At 63.4% G+C, this 16009-nt stretch carries 17 protein-coding genes; 6 read left to right on the forward strand and 11 right to left on the reverse strand.

Translation table 11 applies throughout. From position 1 onward, the window contains the following. Positions 1 to 12 precede the first annotated feature (12 nt). A complete protein-coding gene (gene dnaQ, locus QME24_RS06845) occupies positions 13 to 771 on the forward strand; it encodes a DNA polymerase III subunit epsilon (protein WP_054904805.1) in 759 nt (252 codons plus the stop codon). A 61-nt stretch (positions 772 to 832) separates the two neighbouring features. Here the strand turns inward: dnaQ and QME24_RS06850 are convergent, their stop codons facing one another. Further along, complete coding sequence (locus tag QME24_RS06850; RefSeq protein WP_009686408.1) at positions 833 to 1051, reverse strand: hypothetical protein; 219 nt, start codon at positions 1049 to 1051, stop codon at positions 833 to 835. Between the two features lie 156 nt (positions 1052 to 1207). On the opposite strand from QME24_RS06850, the gene QME24_RS06855 reads away from it, so the two are divergent. Continuing rightward, positions 1208 to 1768 carry an NADPH-dependent FMN reductase gene (locus QME24_RS06855; RefSeq protein WP_054904804.1) on the forward strand — a complete coding sequence of 187 codons (561 nt, stop codon included), beginning with the start codon at positions 1208 to 1210 and terminating at the stop codon, positions 1766 to 1768. Between the two features lie 70 nt (positions 1769 to 1838). Here QME24_RS06855 and QME24_RS06860 read toward each other — a convergent pair whose 3' ends face one another. Further along, positions 1839 to 3911 carry a TonB-dependent receptor gene (locus QME24_RS06860; RefSeq protein WP_192439861.1) on the reverse strand — a complete coding sequence of 691 codons (2073 nt, stop codon included), beginning with the start codon at positions 3909 to 3911 and terminating at the stop codon, positions 1839 to 1841. Between the two features lie 219 nt (positions 3912 to 4130). On the opposite strand from QME24_RS06860, the gene QME24_RS06865 reads away from it, so the two are divergent. The 3 genes from QME24_RS06865 to QME24_RS06875 are packed head-to-tail and all read left to right on the forward strand — an operon-like array spanning position 4131 to position 5090. Then, complete coding sequence (locus QME24_RS06865; protein ID WP_009686412.1) at positions 4131 to 4379, forward strand: helix-turn-helix transcriptional regulator; 249 nt, start codon at positions 4131 to 4133, stop codon at positions 4377 to 4379. A gap of 11 nt (positions 4380 to 4390) precedes the next feature. Beyond that, positions 4391 to 4735, forward strand: coding sequence for a head completion/stabilization protein (locus tag QME24_RS06870; RefSeq protein WP_009686413.1), 345 nt, complete (start codon positions 4391 to 4393; stop codon positions 4733 to 4735). Next, entirely contained in the window at positions 4728 to 5090 is a 363-nt protein-coding gene (locus QME24_RS06875) for a hypothetical protein (protein ID WP_009686414.1), read from the forward strand. Before QME24_RS06870 ends, QME24_RS06875 begins: the two co-directional genes overlap by 8 nt. Here QME24_RS06875 and QME24_RS06880 read toward each other — a convergent pair. Next, complete coding sequence (locus tag QME24_RS06880; RefSeq protein ID WP_029886636.1) at positions 5087 to 5455, reverse strand: helix-turn-helix domain-containing protein; 369 nt, start codon at positions 5453 to 5455, stop codon at positions 5087 to 5089. The genes QME24_RS06875 and QME24_RS06880 overlap by 4 nt on opposite strands. Before the next feature lie 200 nt (positions 5456 to 5655). Between QME24_RS06880 and QME24_RS06885 the strand changes: the two genes are divergently transcribed. Further along, positions 5656 to 5919, forward strand: a complete 264-nt coding sequence (locus tag QME24_RS06885; RefSeq protein WP_110676793.1) for an ogr/Delta-like zinc finger family protein — start codon at positions 5656 to 5658, stop codon at positions 5917 to 5919. A gap of 78 nt (positions 5920 to 5997) precedes the next feature. Here QME24_RS06885 and nuoN read toward each other — a convergent pair whose 3' ends face one another. The 8 genes from nuoN to nuoG are packed head-to-tail and all read right to left on the reverse strand — an operon-like array spanning position 5998 to position 16008. Next, complete coding sequence (gene nuoN, locus QME24_RS06890) at positions 5998 to 7467, reverse strand: NADH-quinone oxidoreductase subunit NuoN (protein WP_009686417.1); 1470 nt, start codon at positions 7465 to 7467, stop codon at positions 5998 to 6000. A 7-nt stretch (positions 7468 to 7474) separates the two neighbouring features. Then, positions 7475 to 9007 (reverse strand): NADH-quinone oxidoreductase subunit M, encoded by a 1533-nt coding sequence (nuoM, locus tag QME24_RS06895; protein WP_029886633.1) that lies wholly within the window; start codon positions 9005 to 9007, stop codon positions 7475 to 7477. A 49-nt stretch (positions 9008 to 9056) separates the two neighbouring features. Beyond that, positions 9057 to 10910, reverse strand: coding sequence for an NADH-quinone oxidoreductase subunit L (gene nuoL / locus QME24_RS06900; protein WP_280091769.1), 1854 nt, complete (start codon positions 10908 to 10910; stop codon positions 9057 to 9059). After that, the gene (gene nuoK, locus QME24_RS06905) at positions 10907 to 11215 is read right to left on the reverse strand and encodes an NADH-quinone oxidoreductase subunit NuoK (RefSeq protein WP_003251446.1); all 309 of its coding nucleotides are present in this window, start codon (positions 11213 to 11215) and stop codon (positions 10907 to 10909) included. Before nuoK ends, nuoL begins: the two co-directional genes overlap by 4 nt. A gap of 3 nt (positions 11216 to 11218) precedes the next feature. After that, positions 11219 to 11719, reverse strand: coding sequence for an NADH-quinone oxidoreductase subunit J (gene nuoJ / locus QME24_RS06910; RefSeq protein ID WP_009686420.1), 501 nt, complete (start codon positions 11717 to 11719; stop codon positions 11219 to 11221). A 10-nt stretch (positions 11720 to 11729) separates the two neighbouring features. Next, positions 11730 to 12278, reverse strand: a complete 549-nt coding sequence (nuoI, locus tag QME24_RS06915; RefSeq protein WP_016488223.1) for an NADH-quinone oxidoreductase subunit NuoI — start codon at positions 12276 to 12278, stop codon at positions 11730 to 11732. A gap of 11 nt (positions 12279 to 12289) precedes the next feature. Beyond that, on the reverse strand, positions 12290 to 13297 hold the full coding sequence (gene nuoH, locus QME24_RS06920) for an NADH-quinone oxidoreductase subunit NuoH (protein WP_029886631.1): 1008 nt from the start codon (positions 13295 to 13297) through the stop codon (positions 12290 to 12292). Next, on the reverse strand, positions 13294 to 16008 hold the full coding sequence (nuoG, locus tag QME24_RS06925; RefSeq protein ID WP_280091768.1) for an NADH-quinone oxidoreductase subunit NuoG: 2715 nt from the start codon (positions 16006 to 16008) through the stop codon (positions 13294 to 13296). Before nuoG ends, nuoH begins: the two co-directional genes overlap by 4 nt. Between the last annotated feature and the right edge of the window lies 1 nt (position 16009).

Here is a 16009-nt window from a genome sequence, read left to right on the forward strand (position 1 = left end):
GGAGCACCCGGCGTGGAGCAGCAGCAAGATAAACGGTACGTGATTCTCGATACCGAGACCACGGGTATGCCGGTTGGCGAAGGTCACCGGATCATCGAAATCGGCTGTGTCGAGGTGATCGGCCGGCGGCTGACCGGGCGGCATTTCCATGTCTACCTGCAGCCGGACCGCGAAAGTGACGAGGGGGCGATCAACGTCCACGGCATCACCGACGCGTTTCTGGTCGGCAAGCCGCGCTTCGCCGATGTGGCCGATGAGTTCTTCGAGTTCATCCAGGGCGCCACGCTGGTCATCCACAACGCGGCGTTCGACGTAGGCTTCATCAACAACGAATTCGCCTTGCTGGGCCAGCAGCATCGCGCGGACGTGTCGCAGTACTGCACCGTTCTCGACACCTTGCTGCTGGCGCGTTCGCGCCACCCGGGGCAGCGCAACAGCCTCGATGCGCTGTGCAAACGCTACGATATCGACAACTCGGGCCGTGAGCTGCACGGCGCACTGCTCGACTCGGAACTGCTGGCCGACGTCTACCTGGCGATGACCGGTGGCCAGACCAGCCTGTCGCTGGCCGGTCATGGGGCGGATGCCGAGGGTGACGGGGAGGTTGGCGGCGGCAGCGAAATCCGCCGGATCACCGGGCGAGCGCCGGGGCGCGTGATCATGGCCAATGCCCAAGAGCTGGAAGCGCATGCCGAGCGGTTGGCAGCCATAGCCAAATCGGCAGGCGGGCCTTCGATGTGGCAGGTGCTGACCGAGTCAGCTGCCGGCTGATTGTGGCTATCTGTCTTGCTGCTGCCGGTCATCCATCACCGGCAATGCGCCACGGCTTGCTTCACGGAATGCGAATGAGCTCGACACCGCTGCGGGCCAGCTCGAAGCGGTTTTCACCCAGGTAATTGACCTTGTCGCCGATGGCCAGGCGGTAGGTTGTGATGGGGGCGCCCAGTGTGCTGCCGTCAAGTTGCAGGGTCGACTCCTGGAACTCGTGCACGGGGTAGATGCGGCCTTCGGCGTCACGGGCGTGGAATTGGCCGACCATTACTGCTGCCATTTGGGTGGAAACCTCTGAAATACGTAGGAAATGTCTGTAGTCATAGACCGTGCAGGAGGGCTGGAAGTTTTCGCGTCGATGAAAAAAAACCAAAGCGGCGAGAAACGGTCATCTATAACTACAACGTCCTTTAACCCGTATAGGTAGGAAATTGCCATGAGCCAGGTGTATTCGGTTGCGGTTGTTGTCGGTAGCTTGCGCAAGGAGTCCTACAACCGTAAGGTCGCCCGCGCGCTTGCGGAGCTGGCGTCGTCCAGTCTTGCCCTGAAAATCGTCGAAATTGGCGATCTGCCGCTGTACAACGAGGATGTCGAGGCCGAAGGCGCTCCTCAGTCCTGGACACGGTTTCGCGAGGAGATCCGCCGTAGCGATGCCGTGCTGTTCGTCACCCCTGAATACAACCGCTCGGTCCCCGGCTGCCTGAAGAACGCCATTGACGTTGGCTCGCGGCCTTACGGGCACAGTGCCTGGAGCGGCAAGCCCACTGCGGTGGTGAGCGTTTCGCCAGGGGCTATCGGCGGCTTTGGTGCCAACCATGCCGTGCGCCAGGCGCTGGTATTTCTGGACATGCCGTGCATGCAGATGCCCGAAGCCTACATTGGCGGTGCCGCCAACCTGTTCGACGAGTCGGGCAAGCTCAACGACAAGACCCGGCCATTCCTGCAGGCCTTCATCGACAAGTTTGCTTCATGGGTGAAGCTGAACCGGTCGGTCTGAACCGCCAACCCACTCGTGGGATGCCCCTTGCCGCAGTGGCCTGGCCCGCTGCTGCAAGGGGCGCCATGCGTTAGCGGAAGCTGTAGGAAACCCCGGCGTATACGCTAAAGCCTTCGCCCGGGGTGGAGCGCGCATTGTCATTACCGGCATCGTTGTAGGCGGGCGTCACCGTCGCTGCATAACGCTGGTTGGTGAGGTTGCGCAGGTCCAGCCAGGTTTGCCAGTCCTGGCGGGGTGAATCCCAACCGATACGCGCGCCGAGCAGGGCATATTCATCAGCGTGGTAGCTGTTGGCGTAGTCCACCTGAACCTTGGATGCCAGCTGGGTATTCACCCCGGCATGGAAACCGTTCGGCCAGTCGTAGCGCAGCTCGGCCTGGTAATAGTGCATGGGGATGCCAGGCAGGCGATTGTCACCGAACGCCTCGTCATCGCGGTAGTGGAAATCACTGAATGTATAGGCCTGGCGCAGGCTCAACTTGCCCGTGCCTGCGCGTTCCCACAAGGTGCTGACGAGGCCGGCTTCCACACCTTGGTGCACTGTGGCGCTGGCATTGAACTCGGAGGTGAAGTTCGGCACCACTTCCACGGCGAGCAGTTCGTGGCGCACCTGTGCGTAGTACCAGGCCAGGTCCCAGCGGCCGATGGCCGAATCGCCACGTGCGCCCACTTCCAGGGTGGTTGCAGTCTGGTTCTGCATTTTGATCGGCTGGATCTGTTTGCCGCCAGTACTCGGTGCGCTCCAGATCAGCGACCAGGGGTGTGGCGGCTCGACCGAACGGCTGAGGTTGCCATACACCTGCAGGTCCGGCCGAAGGTCGTAGCGCAAGCCCACACGGGGGGCGTAATCCCAGTCATGCATGCTCACTTTGCCGCCCTCGGCAGGGTAGGTGACGTCGCTTTCACGCCGGGTGTAGATCATGGCCAGGCCGGTGGTCAGCCACAGGTTGGGCACCAGTTCCAGGTCATTGCCGGCATGCAGCACGGTATCGGAGCCCTGGTAGGTGAAGTCCCGCGTCCTTGCACCGAACACGTCGCCAGTGCGGGCGAACTGCGAGGCGCCGCTGTTTGGCAGGTGTTTGGTGGTGCGCCAGCCGAGGGTGGTCTTGCTCTCGTGGCCGTACAGGCTGTCGCGGCGCGAATAGTTGAGCGTGCCGCTGACGTCGGTATAGGCCACCTTCAGGCGCATCGGCCCTTCGCGCAGGTCCATGGGGTAGTCGTGGTAGACCAGGCCGGCTTCCACCCGCGCGTCATCGTCGAGGTAGAAGGTAGTCTTGTTGCCTACCCAGGTGCTGCCCGGTTGCGGGCGGCTATCGTCACGGGCCAGGTAGGCCGGGTTGGCCGCCCGAGGGTGGTGTTTGATCTGGTCCTTGGTCAGGCGCCCGGCCAGTTCGTTCTCGGTTTCCCGGTAGCGCAGGTAGAAGCGCGTTTCGAGGTTGGGGTTGAAGCGGTAGCCGACATTGGCAGCCACGCCCTTGGCACTGCCGCTGCTGTGAGCCTGGTAACCGTCGTATTCGGCATCGGTCAACGCGACGTAGTAGTCGAGGTCGCCCAGCACCTGGCCCGAGCTGATATGCCGATGCTGGTAGCCGCGGCTGCCCACCTCGTAGCGCACCTGCAGCGGTGCAGCGTCATAGCCGGTGTGGGTGACGTAGTTGATCGCGCCACCCAGTGCCAGCGCGCCCTGATCGAAGCCGTTGGCGCCGCGCAACACTTCCGCGCGGCTTAGCCACAAGGGTTCGAACAGCTCGTAGGGGGTGCCCCCCGGGCCGGTCAATGGCAGCCCGTCGAACATCGTGTAGATGCCAGAGCCATGTGCCCCCGGGGCACGATTGAGGCCTGAGCCGCGGATCGACAACTTGATCCCGTCGTTGCCTGCCGATTGTGCGAACACACCGGGCTGGTAGGCCAGCACGTCCTGGTTGCTGGCCACCCGGCCTTGGCCGACGCGTTGCATGTCCACCAGGTTGCTGGCGCCCGGTATTTCGCGCAGGCGCTGGGTGGCGGCCGTCAGTTCGGTCTGCTCCTCGTCGGTGATCAGCACCTGGTCGAGCTCGACCGAGGGTGCCGCCACGACGGGCTGGGTGGCGCCCATGGCAGCCAGCAGGCCCAGGCAGGATGACAGGGGCATAACGCGACGCATTGTACGACTCCAGGCGAAAAGCGAATGGACAACGGCGTTGAGACGAGCGAAATGCCGCCGGGAGCACGAAGAAAAGCACTCATTTTCCCGCTGCTTTCGTCAGACGCTTTTGTACGAAAGTTCTTTACAAGCGGCGGCGATGGAGGCTGCCGCCCGGGCTTCGTAAGGTGAACGCAGATCGGCAAGCGTGCCGTGCTCACTCACCCGTGGAGTTCAAACATGACCGACAACGCTCGACATTCGCAGCACCCTCTGGCGGACGCCCCGGTGCGCCTGACACCACGTGAACAGCAGGTGCTGCTGTGGTGCGCCTATGGCAAGAGTTCCTGGGAAATCGGGCAGATCCTGGCGTGCAAGGAGTCGACCGTGAATTTCCACGTGTCCAACATCCTGCGCAAATTCGATGTGCCCACCCGGGTAGCTGCAGTGATCAAGGCTATTCGTTACGGCATGCTGGCCGAGCAATGAGGAGGTGACGCATGAGTACCGATCGCCTACCACGCATTGCCGATAGCCACGACCCGTTCTGGCCGCGGGTGGACTTGGGCAGGTTGCATGAACGGCTGAAGCTGCAGCAGCCAGTCAGTGATGCGGCGCTGGAGGTGGCCGCGCGCTGTGCCGTGATTGCCGCGGCAAGCGAGTTCGCCCGCTGGCGAGCGGCACTGCGTGAGCGGGGCTACCAACGCCTCGAGGACGTGGCCGGGCATGACCATGGGCGCGCCTTGCACGTGTGTTACACCCGTTTTGTCGAAGCCGCGATCCTGCATACCTTGGGTTCCGCGCCTTGCCTTGCAGGACCGCGACGAGGGCTGAAACATGCCTGAACAATGGTTCTGCGACCACTTGGGTTCAACCCTGGCGCAGATGCTGGGGGTGGATGGCAATGTGTTGTTCGCCGCGTTGCTGGGGGCGTTGCTGGTCAGTGCCGCACGCGACCGGTTGATCACCAACACCGCCAAGCGGCTGACACTGGCCAAGAAACTCTTGCTGGTGTTCGTCACCGTAGGCGTGGGCCATTTGTTCGAGCCGCTGATTTCGGAGTCGGTGCCCTTGCTGTCACGTGGCATGGCCGGTTTTGTGGCAGCGGTAATCGTCATTCCGGTCAGCCTGAAGGTCATGGTGCTGGTCGACACCCTCGACCCGCGTGAACTGATCCAGCGCTGGCGTAAGCGGGGTTAACCCGCCAGCTCGCTCAACCGCTGTTCCAGTTGCCGGATTCGCTGCTTGTCTTCGATGAACAGCAAGATGGCTTGGCGGTCGCTGGGGGACAAGGTGCGCAGGCGCTCGAGCACATCGGCTTCCCAACCCGTCAGGCCCCGGCTTGCCGGGGCCTGCTCGCCATGGCCGAGCAGAAGCCAGTCCAGCGAGCAGGCATGTTGCCTGGCGATCTCGATGCAAAGGGAATAGGGAATGCTATCGCGCACCTTCCAGCTGCTGAGCGTCTGCGGGCTCACCGACAGTGCGCGCGAAAGATCGGCGTCGGACTGCGCGCCAGTTAGAAGCTTGAGCCGCGTGAGCACCGCAGCCAGTACGTGAGTACTCATAACAAATATCCATGACTGGTTTAATGATATTCCATGGGCTTAAACTACTCGTTATGAATACAGCCCTGCGTTTTAAGGAGCATTTCTGCAATGAGAAACACCAAACTGAAGAATAGTCCCGATTTTGTGGCCAATACTGACACACTCCGGCGAGCATTCTCACTGAAGTTGAACCTGAACAGTGCTTGCAGGTACTTGCCGTGAGTACTTACAAGCTTGTCTGCCCGCACTGCCACAGCAGGATGCGCATCCGCACCAGTGAAGGTCGCCATATTTTCCTGCGCATTGCTTATTTGCAATGCACAACCGAGGCCTGTGGCTGGTCGGTACGTGCCGAATTCGAAATGACCCATGAACTGTCGCCCAGCGGCATGCCCAACCCGGAAGTCTACCTGCCTTCAGCCAATGGTGATTTGCGCAAGGCGGCCCTGCCGGGCGCAGGGCTGGGTAGCCCTGGTGAATGAGCTGGCATGCTCAGCGACCTAAAACACGCACATAAAAAAACACCCCGCATCAGCGGGGTGTTTTCATTGCCAGGGCAATCAGCCGATCAGTTGCAGGCCGGCTTGCTGGACCATTTCCAGCAGGGGTTGCGGGTACACACCCAGTACGAAAGCAAGAATGGCGATGGCCAGCAGCATGACGCCACCGGTGCGCTGCTCCCACTTCAGCGGTGCGTCGTGGCGACGCAGGTTCGGCTCGACCAGGTACAGGGTGACCATGACACGCAGGTAGTAGTACACGCCGATGGCGCTGCCGATCACCAGGGCACCAACCAGCCACCACAGGTGCGACTCGACACCGGTGGCGATGATGTAGAACTTGCCGATGAAACCGGCGGTCAGCGGGATGCCCGCCAGCGACAGCATCATCACGGTCAGCACTGCAGTCAGGTACGGGCGGCGCCAGAACAGGCCGCGGTATTCGTAAAGGGCATCGGCGTCACGGCCGCCATAGGGCGAGGACATCAGGGTGATGACCCCGAAGGCGCCCAGGCTGGTGATCACGTAGGTGACCAGGTACACGCCCATGGCTTCCAGGGCCAGGCCCTTGCTGGCGATCAGGGCGATGAGCAGGTAACCGAAGTGGGCGATGGACGAGTAACCGAGCAGGCGCTTGAGGTTGCTCTGGGTCAGCGCCAGCAGGTTACCGACCAGGATGGAGGCAACGGCGATGACCGCCAGTACGGTGCTCAGCACGCCGCTGCTGGCAGCAGGGGAGAGCATGAACAGGCGCACGACCACGGCGAACACCGCGACCTTGCTGGCGGTTGCCAGGAATGCGGCAACCGGCGCCGGGGCGCCTTCGTACACGTCCGGGGTCCACAGGTGGAAAGGTACCAGCGACAGCTTGAAGGCCAGGCCGACCAGCATCATGCCCAGGCCCAGTTGGGCCACCAGGCTTGGCATGCTGGTAGCCGCCAGGGCCTTGCCGATCTGGTCGAAGCTCAGGCTGCCGGCGTCGGCGTACAGCAAGGCCATGCCGAACAGCAGGAACGCTGAACCGGCGGCCGACAGCACCATGTACTTGATACCGGCTTCCAGCGAGCGCTTGTTGAAGAACGCATAGGCCACCAGGCCGTAGACCGGCACCGACAGCAGCTCCAGGCCGATGAACAGCCCCGCCAGGTGGTTGGCGCTGACCAGCACCAGGCCACCGAGTGCCGACATCAGCAGCAGCAGGTAGAGCTCTTCACGGTTGCCCGGGAAGCCTTTGGAGCCTTCGCCCAGGTAGGCGTGGGCCAGGGTGACGCAAGCCAGCGTGGCCACCAGGATGATCGCCATGTACAGGCAGGCGAACTTGTCGATGGTCAGCAGCGGGGTGACCGCCAACGGTGCCACCTTCAGCACCGGCAGGATCGACAGCAGCGCCAGGTTCAGGCCCACGGTGGACAGCAGGAAGGTTTGCGAGTGGTTGCGCTTCCAGGCGATCGCCAGCATCACCACCACCGTGGTGATGGTGGTGATCAGCATCGGCGCCAATGCGATGAAGTGTTGAGTGGTGAATTCCATAGCGCTCTTACCGGGCCGAAGCGAGTTGAGTGAAAGCGGAGCCGAGCCACTGCTGCACACCACTCATGGTGGCGGCAGAGGTGTCGAGGAATGGCTGCGGATACACGCCCAGCAGGATCAGCAGGACCGCCAGGCCCAGCACCATGATCAGCTCGCGACCGTCCATGCCGGCCAGTACGGTGTCGCTCTTGGCCGGGCCGAAGTAGGCGCGGTGGATCATGATCAGCGAGTACACCGAGCCAAATACCAGGCCGGTGGTGGCGATCACGGTGATCCACGGTACATGCACGAAGCTGCCGAGCAGGATCAGGAACTCGCCGACGAAGTTGCCGGTGCCGGGCAGGCCCAGCGAGGCAGCGGCGAAGAACAGGCTGATGGCGGGCAGGTAGGCAATACGGTGCCACAGGCCGCCCATCTGGCGCATGTCACGGGTGTGCAGGCGCTCGTACAGCTGGCCCGACAGGATGAACAGCGCGGCAGCCGACAGGCCGTGGGCCAGCATCTGGATTACCGCGCCTTGCAGGGCCTGCTGGCTGCCGGAGTAGATACCGATCAGCACGAAGCCCATGTGCGAGACGCTGGAGAAGGCGATCAGGCGCTTGATGTCGGTTTGCGCGAAAGCCAGGAACGCACCGTAGAAGATGCCGATCAGGCCCAGGGTCATGGCAATCGGCGCGAACTCGGCCGAGGCGTTCGGGAACAGCGGCAGGGCGAAGCGCAGCAGGCCATAGGCCGCAGTCTTCAGCAGGATACCGGCCAGGTCCACGGAACCTGCAGTGGGCGCCTGGGCGTGAGCGTCAGGCAACCAGGAGTGGAACGGCACCACCGGCAGCTTCACCGCAAAGGCGATGAAGAAGCCCAGCATCAGCAGGTATTCCACGCCCGCAGGCAACTGGGCCTTGAGCAGGTCGCTGTAGTTGAAGGTGAGCACGCCGGTGGTGTTGTAGTTGACCAGGACCAGGCCAAGGATCGCCACCAGCATGATCAGGCCGCTGGCCTGGGTGAAGATGAAGAACTTGGTCGCCGCGTAGATCCGGGTCTTCTTGCCATCTGCCGAGCTGTGACCCCAGAGCGCGATGAGGAAGTACATCGGCACCAGCATCATTTCCCAGAAGAAGAAGAACAGGAACAGGTCCAGTGCCAGGAACACACCGACCACGCCGCCCAGGATCCACATCAGGTTGAGGTGGAAGAAGCCGACGTGACGCTGGATTTCTTTCCACGAGCACAGGACCGACAGCACACCGAGCAGGCCGGTAAGCAGGATCATCAGCAGCGAGAGGCCATCGAGGGCCAGGTGGATGCTGATGCCGAAGCGCTGGATCCACTGGACTTTGTATTCCAGGGCCCAGGCCGGTTCGGCGCCAGGTGCGGGGGCGAGGGTGTAATCGCCGTGAGCCCACAGCCACAGGCCGATGCCTAGCAGCAGGGACATGGTCAGCAGCGCGATCCAGCGCGGCAGGGTGGCGCCGAAGCGCTCACCCAGCCAGCACAGGAAGCCGCCGATGAAGGGGATCAGGATCAGCCAAGGCAAAATCATGACGGGTTCGTTTCCTTTTGCAGGGTCGCAAGGTTCGCAAAGTTCATGGTCATACCGCAGCCACTACCACAGCGCCGAGTACCAGCACTGCGCCAACGGCGATCGAGGCGGTGTACCAGCGCAGTTGGCCTGTCTCGGTCTTGCTCATGGCGACGTGGCCGCCGCGAGCCAGGCGAGGGATGAGGGCAATGCCGCGGTCAACCGGATCCTTGCGCAGCATGTGGCTGATCAGCAGGTAAGGTTTGACGAACAGCTTGTCGTAGATCCAGTCGAAGCCCCAGGCAGCGAACCACCAGGCCGAAAGCACGCGGCCGATGCTGCTGTTGGCCACCGCACTGACGAAGCTGCGCTTGCCCAGGAACAGCAGGGCTGCCAGCAGGATACCGGCAATGGCGATCGACCCCGAGGTGATTTCCAGCGCGTGCTTGGCGGCGCCACCGGCATGGCCGGCGCTTTCAGGCAGCACGCCGGCCAGCGGTGGGGTGATCCAGGCACCGATGAAGGTCGACAGCACGATCAGTACGCCCAGCGGCAGCCAGTGGCTGATGCCGTGGCCGGCATGCGCTTCGGTCTTGGCTTCGCCGTGGAAGGCGATGAAGATCAGGCGGAAGGTGTACAGCGAGGTCATGAATGCGCCCACCAGGCCGGCGTACAGCAGGCCGGTGTTGCCGCTGGCGAAGGCTTCCCAGAGGATCTCGTCCTTGGAGTAGAAGCCTACCGTCACGATCGGCAGGGCGGCCAGGGCCGCGCCACCGACCACGAAGCTGGCATAGGCCAGGGGCAGTTTCTTCCACAGGCCGCCCATCTTGAAGATGTTCTGCTCGTGGTGGCAGGCCACGATCACCGCACCGGAGGCCAGGAACAGCAGTGCCTTGAAGAACGCGTGGGTCATCAGGTGGAAGATCGCCGCGTCCCAGGCACCGACGCCCAGGGCCAGGAACATGTAGCCGATCTGGCTCATGGTCGAGTAGGCGAGGATACGCTTGATGTCGGTTTGCACCAGCGCAGCGAAGCCGGCCAGTACCAGGGTCACGCCACCGACTACGCCTACCAGGTGCAGGATGTCGGGTGCCAGCAGGAACAGGCCGTTGGTACGGGCGATCAGGTACACGCCCGCAGTCACCATGGTCGCGGCGTGGATCAGTGCCGAAACCGGAGTCGGGCCGGCCATCGCGTCCGCCAGCCAGGTCTGCAGTGGCAGCTGGGCCGATTTACCCACCGCACCGCCCAGCAGCATCAGCGTTGCCAGCACCATCCAGGTGTCGCCCGCCTGGAATTTCTGTGGTGCCAGCACCAGCAGCTCCTGCACGTTCAAGGTACCCAGCTGGGCGAACAGGATGAACAGGCCGATGGCCATGAACACGTCGCCGATGCGGGTGACGATGAATGCCTTGAGCGCGGCATTACCGTTGTTGCGGTTGCTGTAGTAGAAGCCGATCAACAGGTACGAGCACAGGCCCACGCCTTCCCAGCCGAAGTAGATGAACAGCAGGTTATCGCCAAGGATCAGGAACAGCATGCTGGCGATGAACAGGTTGGTGTACGAGAAGAAGCGCGAGTAGCCGGCTTCGCCACGCATGTACCAGGAGGCGAACAGGTGGATCAGGAAGCCGACACCGGTGACCACGCCGAGCATGGTGACCGACAGGCCGTCCAGGTACAGGGTGAAGTTCGGCGCGAAGCCGTCCACCGACATCCACTGCCACAGCAACTGGCTGTAAGCGCCGCCTTCAGGTGGGGCGACGTTGAATTGCCAGATGACGTAGGCGGCCGTGGCCGCCGACAGGCCTACCGAGCCGACGCCGATCAGCGCGGACAGGTTCTCCGAGAACCGTCCGCGCGAGAACGACATCAGCAGGAAGCCGATGAGGGGAAAGACGAAAGTCAGAAAGAGAAGGTTCATCCGCGCATCTCACTGGCAGCATCGATGTCGAGAGTGTGGAACCGGCGGTACAGCTGCAGCAGGATGGCCAGGCCAATGCTGGCCTCGGCAGCTGCCAGGCTGATCACCAGAATGAACATCACCTGGCCGTCGGGCTGGACCCAACGGGCCCCGGCGACGACGAACGCCAGGGCAGAGGCGTTCATCATGACTTCCAGGCTCATGAGCACGAAGAGGATGTTGCGGCGGACCATCAGGCCAACCAGACCTAAGCAGAACAGGATGCCGGCGACTGCCAGGCCATGTTCGAGAGGGATAGCACCCATGATTTACTCCTTCGCCTCGTTGCGGCCCAGGTGGAAGGCGGTCACAGCTGCCGCCAGCAGCAGCATCGACGCCAGTTCGACCACCAGCAGGTAGGGGCCGAACAGGCTGACCCCCACGGCTTTCGGGCCCACGGTGGTACCGCTGATGCCGGCGCCGCTCGGGGTGACGAACAGCACGTACAGCAGCTCTGCCAGCAGCAGGGCGCCAAGGATGACCGGCCCGGCCCAGATGCCGGGCTTGAGCCAGCCGCGCTCCTGGGCCACCGAAGCCGGCCCGAGGTTGAGCATCATCACCACGAACACGAACAGCACCATGATGGCGCCGGCGTAGGCGATCACTTCCAGGGCACCGGCGAACGGCGCACCCAGGGAGAAGAAGATCATGGCCACGGAAATCAGCGAAATGATCAGGTAAAGCAAGGCGTGCACGGGGTTGGTGCCGGTCACCACCCGAAGGGTGGACACCACGGCGATCCCGGATGCGAAGTAGAAAGCGAATTCCATCTTTCTGTCCTTATGGGAGCAAGCTCTTCACGTTGATCGGCTCGGCTTCGTTCTGTGCAGCGCCTTTCGGCTTGCCAGCGATGGCCATACCCGCAACACGGTAGAAGTTGTAGTCAGGGTTCTTGCCGGGGCCGGAGATCAGCAGATCTTCTTTCTCGTACACCAGGTCCTGACGCTTGAACTCGGCCATTTCGAAATCCGGAGTCAGCTGGATCGCGGTGGTCGGGCACGCTTCTTCACACAGGCCGCAAAAGATGCAGCGCGAGAAGTTGATGCGGAAGAACTCCGGGTACCAGCGGCCGTCCTCGGTTTCGGCTTTCTGCAGCGAGATGCAGCCGACCGGGCAGGCCACCGCGCAGAGGTTGCACGCTACGCAGCGCTCCTCGCCGTCGGGGTCGCGGGTGAGCACGATGCGGCCGCGGTAGCGCGGCGGCAGGTACACGGGCTCTTCGGGGTACTGCAGGGTGTCGCGTTTGCGAAACCCGTGGGAGAACACCATGGCCAGGCTGCGCAGCTGGGTGCCGGTGCCCTTAACGATGTCGCCGATATACTTGAACATGGGTCAAATCCTCACTGGGCCGCGACGGCTGGCGTGTTGTAGAGCACGAGCGCAGCGGTCACCAGCAAATTGATCAGGGTCAGCGGCAGGCAGAACTTCCAGCTGAAGTCCATCACCTGGTCATAGCGTGGGCGCGGGATCGAGGCGCGCAGCAGGATGAACAGCATGATGAAGAACGCGGTCTTCAATGCGAACCACAGGAACGGCAGTTGCGGCAGGATGCCGAACGGGCCGTGCCAGCCGCCGAAGAACAGGGTTACCAGCAGCGCCGAGATGAGGATGATGCCGATGTACTCACCGACGAAGAACATGCCCCACTTCATGCCGGCATACTCGATGTGGTAGCCGTCGGCCAGTTCCTGTTCCGCTTCCGGCTGGTCGAACGGGTGACGGTGAGTCACGGCCACGCCAGCGATGAAGAAGGTGCAGAAGCCGAAGAACTGCGGAATGATGAACCACAGGTTCTGCGCCTGGTACTCGACGATGTCGCGCATGTTGAACGAGCCCACCTGCACCACCACGCCCATCAGCGCCAGGCCCAGGAACACTTCGTACGACACGGTCTGGGCCGACGCCCGCAAGCTGCCCAGCAGGGCGTACTTGTTGTTCGACGACCAGCCGGCAAACAGCACCGCGTAGACCGACAGGCCGGCCATGGCGAAGAAGAACAGCAGGCCGATGTTCAGGTCGGCGACGCCCCAGCCCGGGGTGATCGGGATGATCGAGAAGCCAATCAGCAGGGCGCTCATGGCCACGACTGGCGCCAGGGTGAAGATCATCTTGTCGACGAAGGGCGGGTTCCAGTCTTCCTTGAAGAACATCTTCAGCATGTCGGCTGCGATCTGGAACATGCCGAACGGGCCGACACGGTTAGGACCGTAGCGGTCCTGCCACCAGCCCAGCAAGCGGCGTTCGACGAAGCTGAGCAGCGCGCCGCAGACCACCACGGCCAACAGCACCACGATAGCCTTGACGACCTGGATGATCACATCGATCACTTCGGGGGTGAACCAGCTCATTGTGCTGCCTCCTGCAGACCTTCGACGGGTGCACCGAAGATGGCAGGCGGAATGCCGGCCAGGCCTTTCGGCAGCGCGACCAGGCCAGCGCCCAGCTCTTCATTGATACGCAGCGGCAGGCGCAGGGCCACACCGGCAACGGTCAGGCTCAGCAGCGCACCTTCGTTGACGCCCAGGCGGTCGGCCTCGGACTTGGCCAGGGCCACGTAGGCCGCCGGAATACGCTGTTGCACCGGGGCGGCGCGCGAGGAACTTTCTTCGCTGCCGAACAGGTGGAAGAACGGTACGGCAGTCCAGGTGCCACGGGCCGGGTTGAAGGCGCCCGGAATGGCGCTGAACCAGTTCAGGCGGTCGCCTTGCGACTCGATCAGGCGCACGCCCGGGTCACCAGCACGCAGGTGGCCACCGACCTCGTCCTGGAACTTGTTCCAGGCTTGTGGCGAGTTCCAGCCCGGCGACCAGGCGAACGGCACCTGCTGGCGCGGTTCGGCCGAGCCCGAGTAGCCTTCCATGGAGAAGGCGAACGCGGTGTCCTTGTCTTGCGGGGTACGTGGTTCGTGCACGCTGATGTTGGCGCGCATGGCGGTACGGCCGGAGTAGCGCAGCGGCTCGCGGGCCAGCTTCATGCCCTTGATGCGGAACGCGGCGCTTGGCGCGGCATTGACGATGCCGGCCAGTTGCGGCGCGGCAGCCGCACAGGCGCTGGTGACGTGGTCCAGTTGCGTCCAGTCGACCGGCTTGTTCAGCAGGGTGGCACGCAGGGCGTGCATCCAGCGCCAGCCTTCGTGGATCTGGATGCTGCTGTCCAGGTACTGCGGGTCGAACACCTGGAAGAAGCGCTGGGCACGGCCTTCCTGGCTGACCAGGGTACCGTCGCCTTCGGCGAACGAGGCGGCCGGCAACACCAGGTGGGCGCGGTCGACCGTCGAGGTTTTCGAGTGGTCGGCGACGATCACCACTTTGGCGGCCGCCAGGGCTGCGTCGACCTTGGCAGCCGCTACGCGGGCGTACAGGTCGTTTTCCAGCACCACGATCGCATCGGCTTTGCCGCTGATGACGGCGTCCAGCGCGGCATCTACCGACTCGCCACCGAGCATGGCCAGGCCGATGCTGTTGGCCTCTGGCACCACCAGGCTCAGGGAGCCGTTTTTCTCGCGCAGCTTCAGGGCCTTGGCGATGTTGGCGGCGGCTTCGATCAGGGCCGGGTCGGCCAGCGAAGTGCCCGCTACCACCAATGGGCGCTTGGCGGCCACCAGGGCGTCGGCGATGCGCTGGGCCAGGGCTTTGGCTTCGGCGTCCAGGCCTTCGACGGCCGGGGCGCTCGGGTCGATGGCGTGGGCCACGGCGAAGCCCAGGCGGGCCAGGTCGGCGGGGGCTGCGTGCACGCACTCTTCAGCCACGTCGTCCAGCTTGGTTTGCGCCAGCGAAGCGATGAACAGCGGGTACAGCGCGTGCTGGCCGATGTTCTTCACGGCAGCGTCGAGCCAAGGCTGCACCTTCATCGCTTCGGCCATGGCCTCGGCCTTGCCCTTGGTCGCCTGGCGCACAGCCAGGGCGACGCGGGCAGCGGTCTGGGTCAGGTCTTCACCCAGCACGAACACGGCGTCGTGGTCTTCGATGTCGCGCAGGGTCGGCACCGGCAGCGGGCTGTTGTTCAGCACGTCCAGGGCCAGGCGCACCCGGGCCAGCTCGCCAGCTTCCATGCCCGAGTAGAAGTACTCGGCACCGACCAGCTCACGCAGGCCGTAGTTGCTTTCGAGGCTGGCGCGTGGCGAACCGATACCGACGATGGTGCGGCCGCGCAGCAGGTCGGCGGCCTTGTCCAGGGCGGCGTCCAGACCCAGCTTGGTGCCGTCGGCCAGTTGTGGCTGGCGCGGGCGGTCCGTGCGGTTGACGTAACCGTAGCCAAAGCGGCCGCGGTCGCACAGGAAGTACTGGTTCACCGAACCGTTGAAGCGGTTTTCGATACGGCGCAGCTCGCCGTAGCGCTCGCCCGGGCTGATGTTGCAGCCGCTGGAGCAGCCATGGCAGATGCTCGGGGCAAACTGCATGTCCCACTTGCGGTTGTAGCGCTCGGAGTGGGTCTTGTCGGTGAACACGCCCGTTGGGCAGACTTCGGTCAGGTTGCCGGAGAACTCGCTTTCCAGCACGCCGTCTTCGACGCGACCGAAGTACACGTTGTCGTGGGCGCCGTAGACACCCAGGTCGGTCCCGCCGGCGTAGTCCTTGTAGTAGCGCACGCAGCGGTAGCAGGCGATGCAGCGGTTCATCTCATGGGCGATGAACGGGCCGAGGTCCTGGTTCTGGTGGGTACGCTTGGTGAAACGGTAGCGGCGCTCGTTGTGGCCGGTCATTACCGTCATGTCCTGCAGGTGGCAGTGACCGCCTTCCTCGCACACCGGGCAGTCGTGCGGGTGGTTGGTCATCAGCCATTCGACGACGCTGGCGCGGAACGCCTTGGACTCTTCATCGTCGATGGAGATCCAGGTGCCGTCGGAAGCAGGGGTCATGCAGGACATGACGATACGACCACGGGTGTCGTTCTCGTCGGTGTACTGCTTGACCGCGCACTGCCGGCAGGCACCCACGCTACCAAGCGCGGGGTGCCAGCAGAAATAAGGGATGTCGAGGCCGAGTGACAGACACGCCTGTAACAGGTTGTCAGCACCGTTGACTTCGAGCGCTTTGCCGTCTACGTGGATAGTGGCCATT

Origin of the sequence: Pseudomonas sp. PARCl1 (genome assembly GCF_947311875.1) — a bacterium.
Classification (GTDB): Bacteria; Pseudomonadota; Gammaproteobacteria; order Pseudomonadales; family Pseudomonadaceae; genus Aquipseudomonas; species Aquipseudomonas juntendi.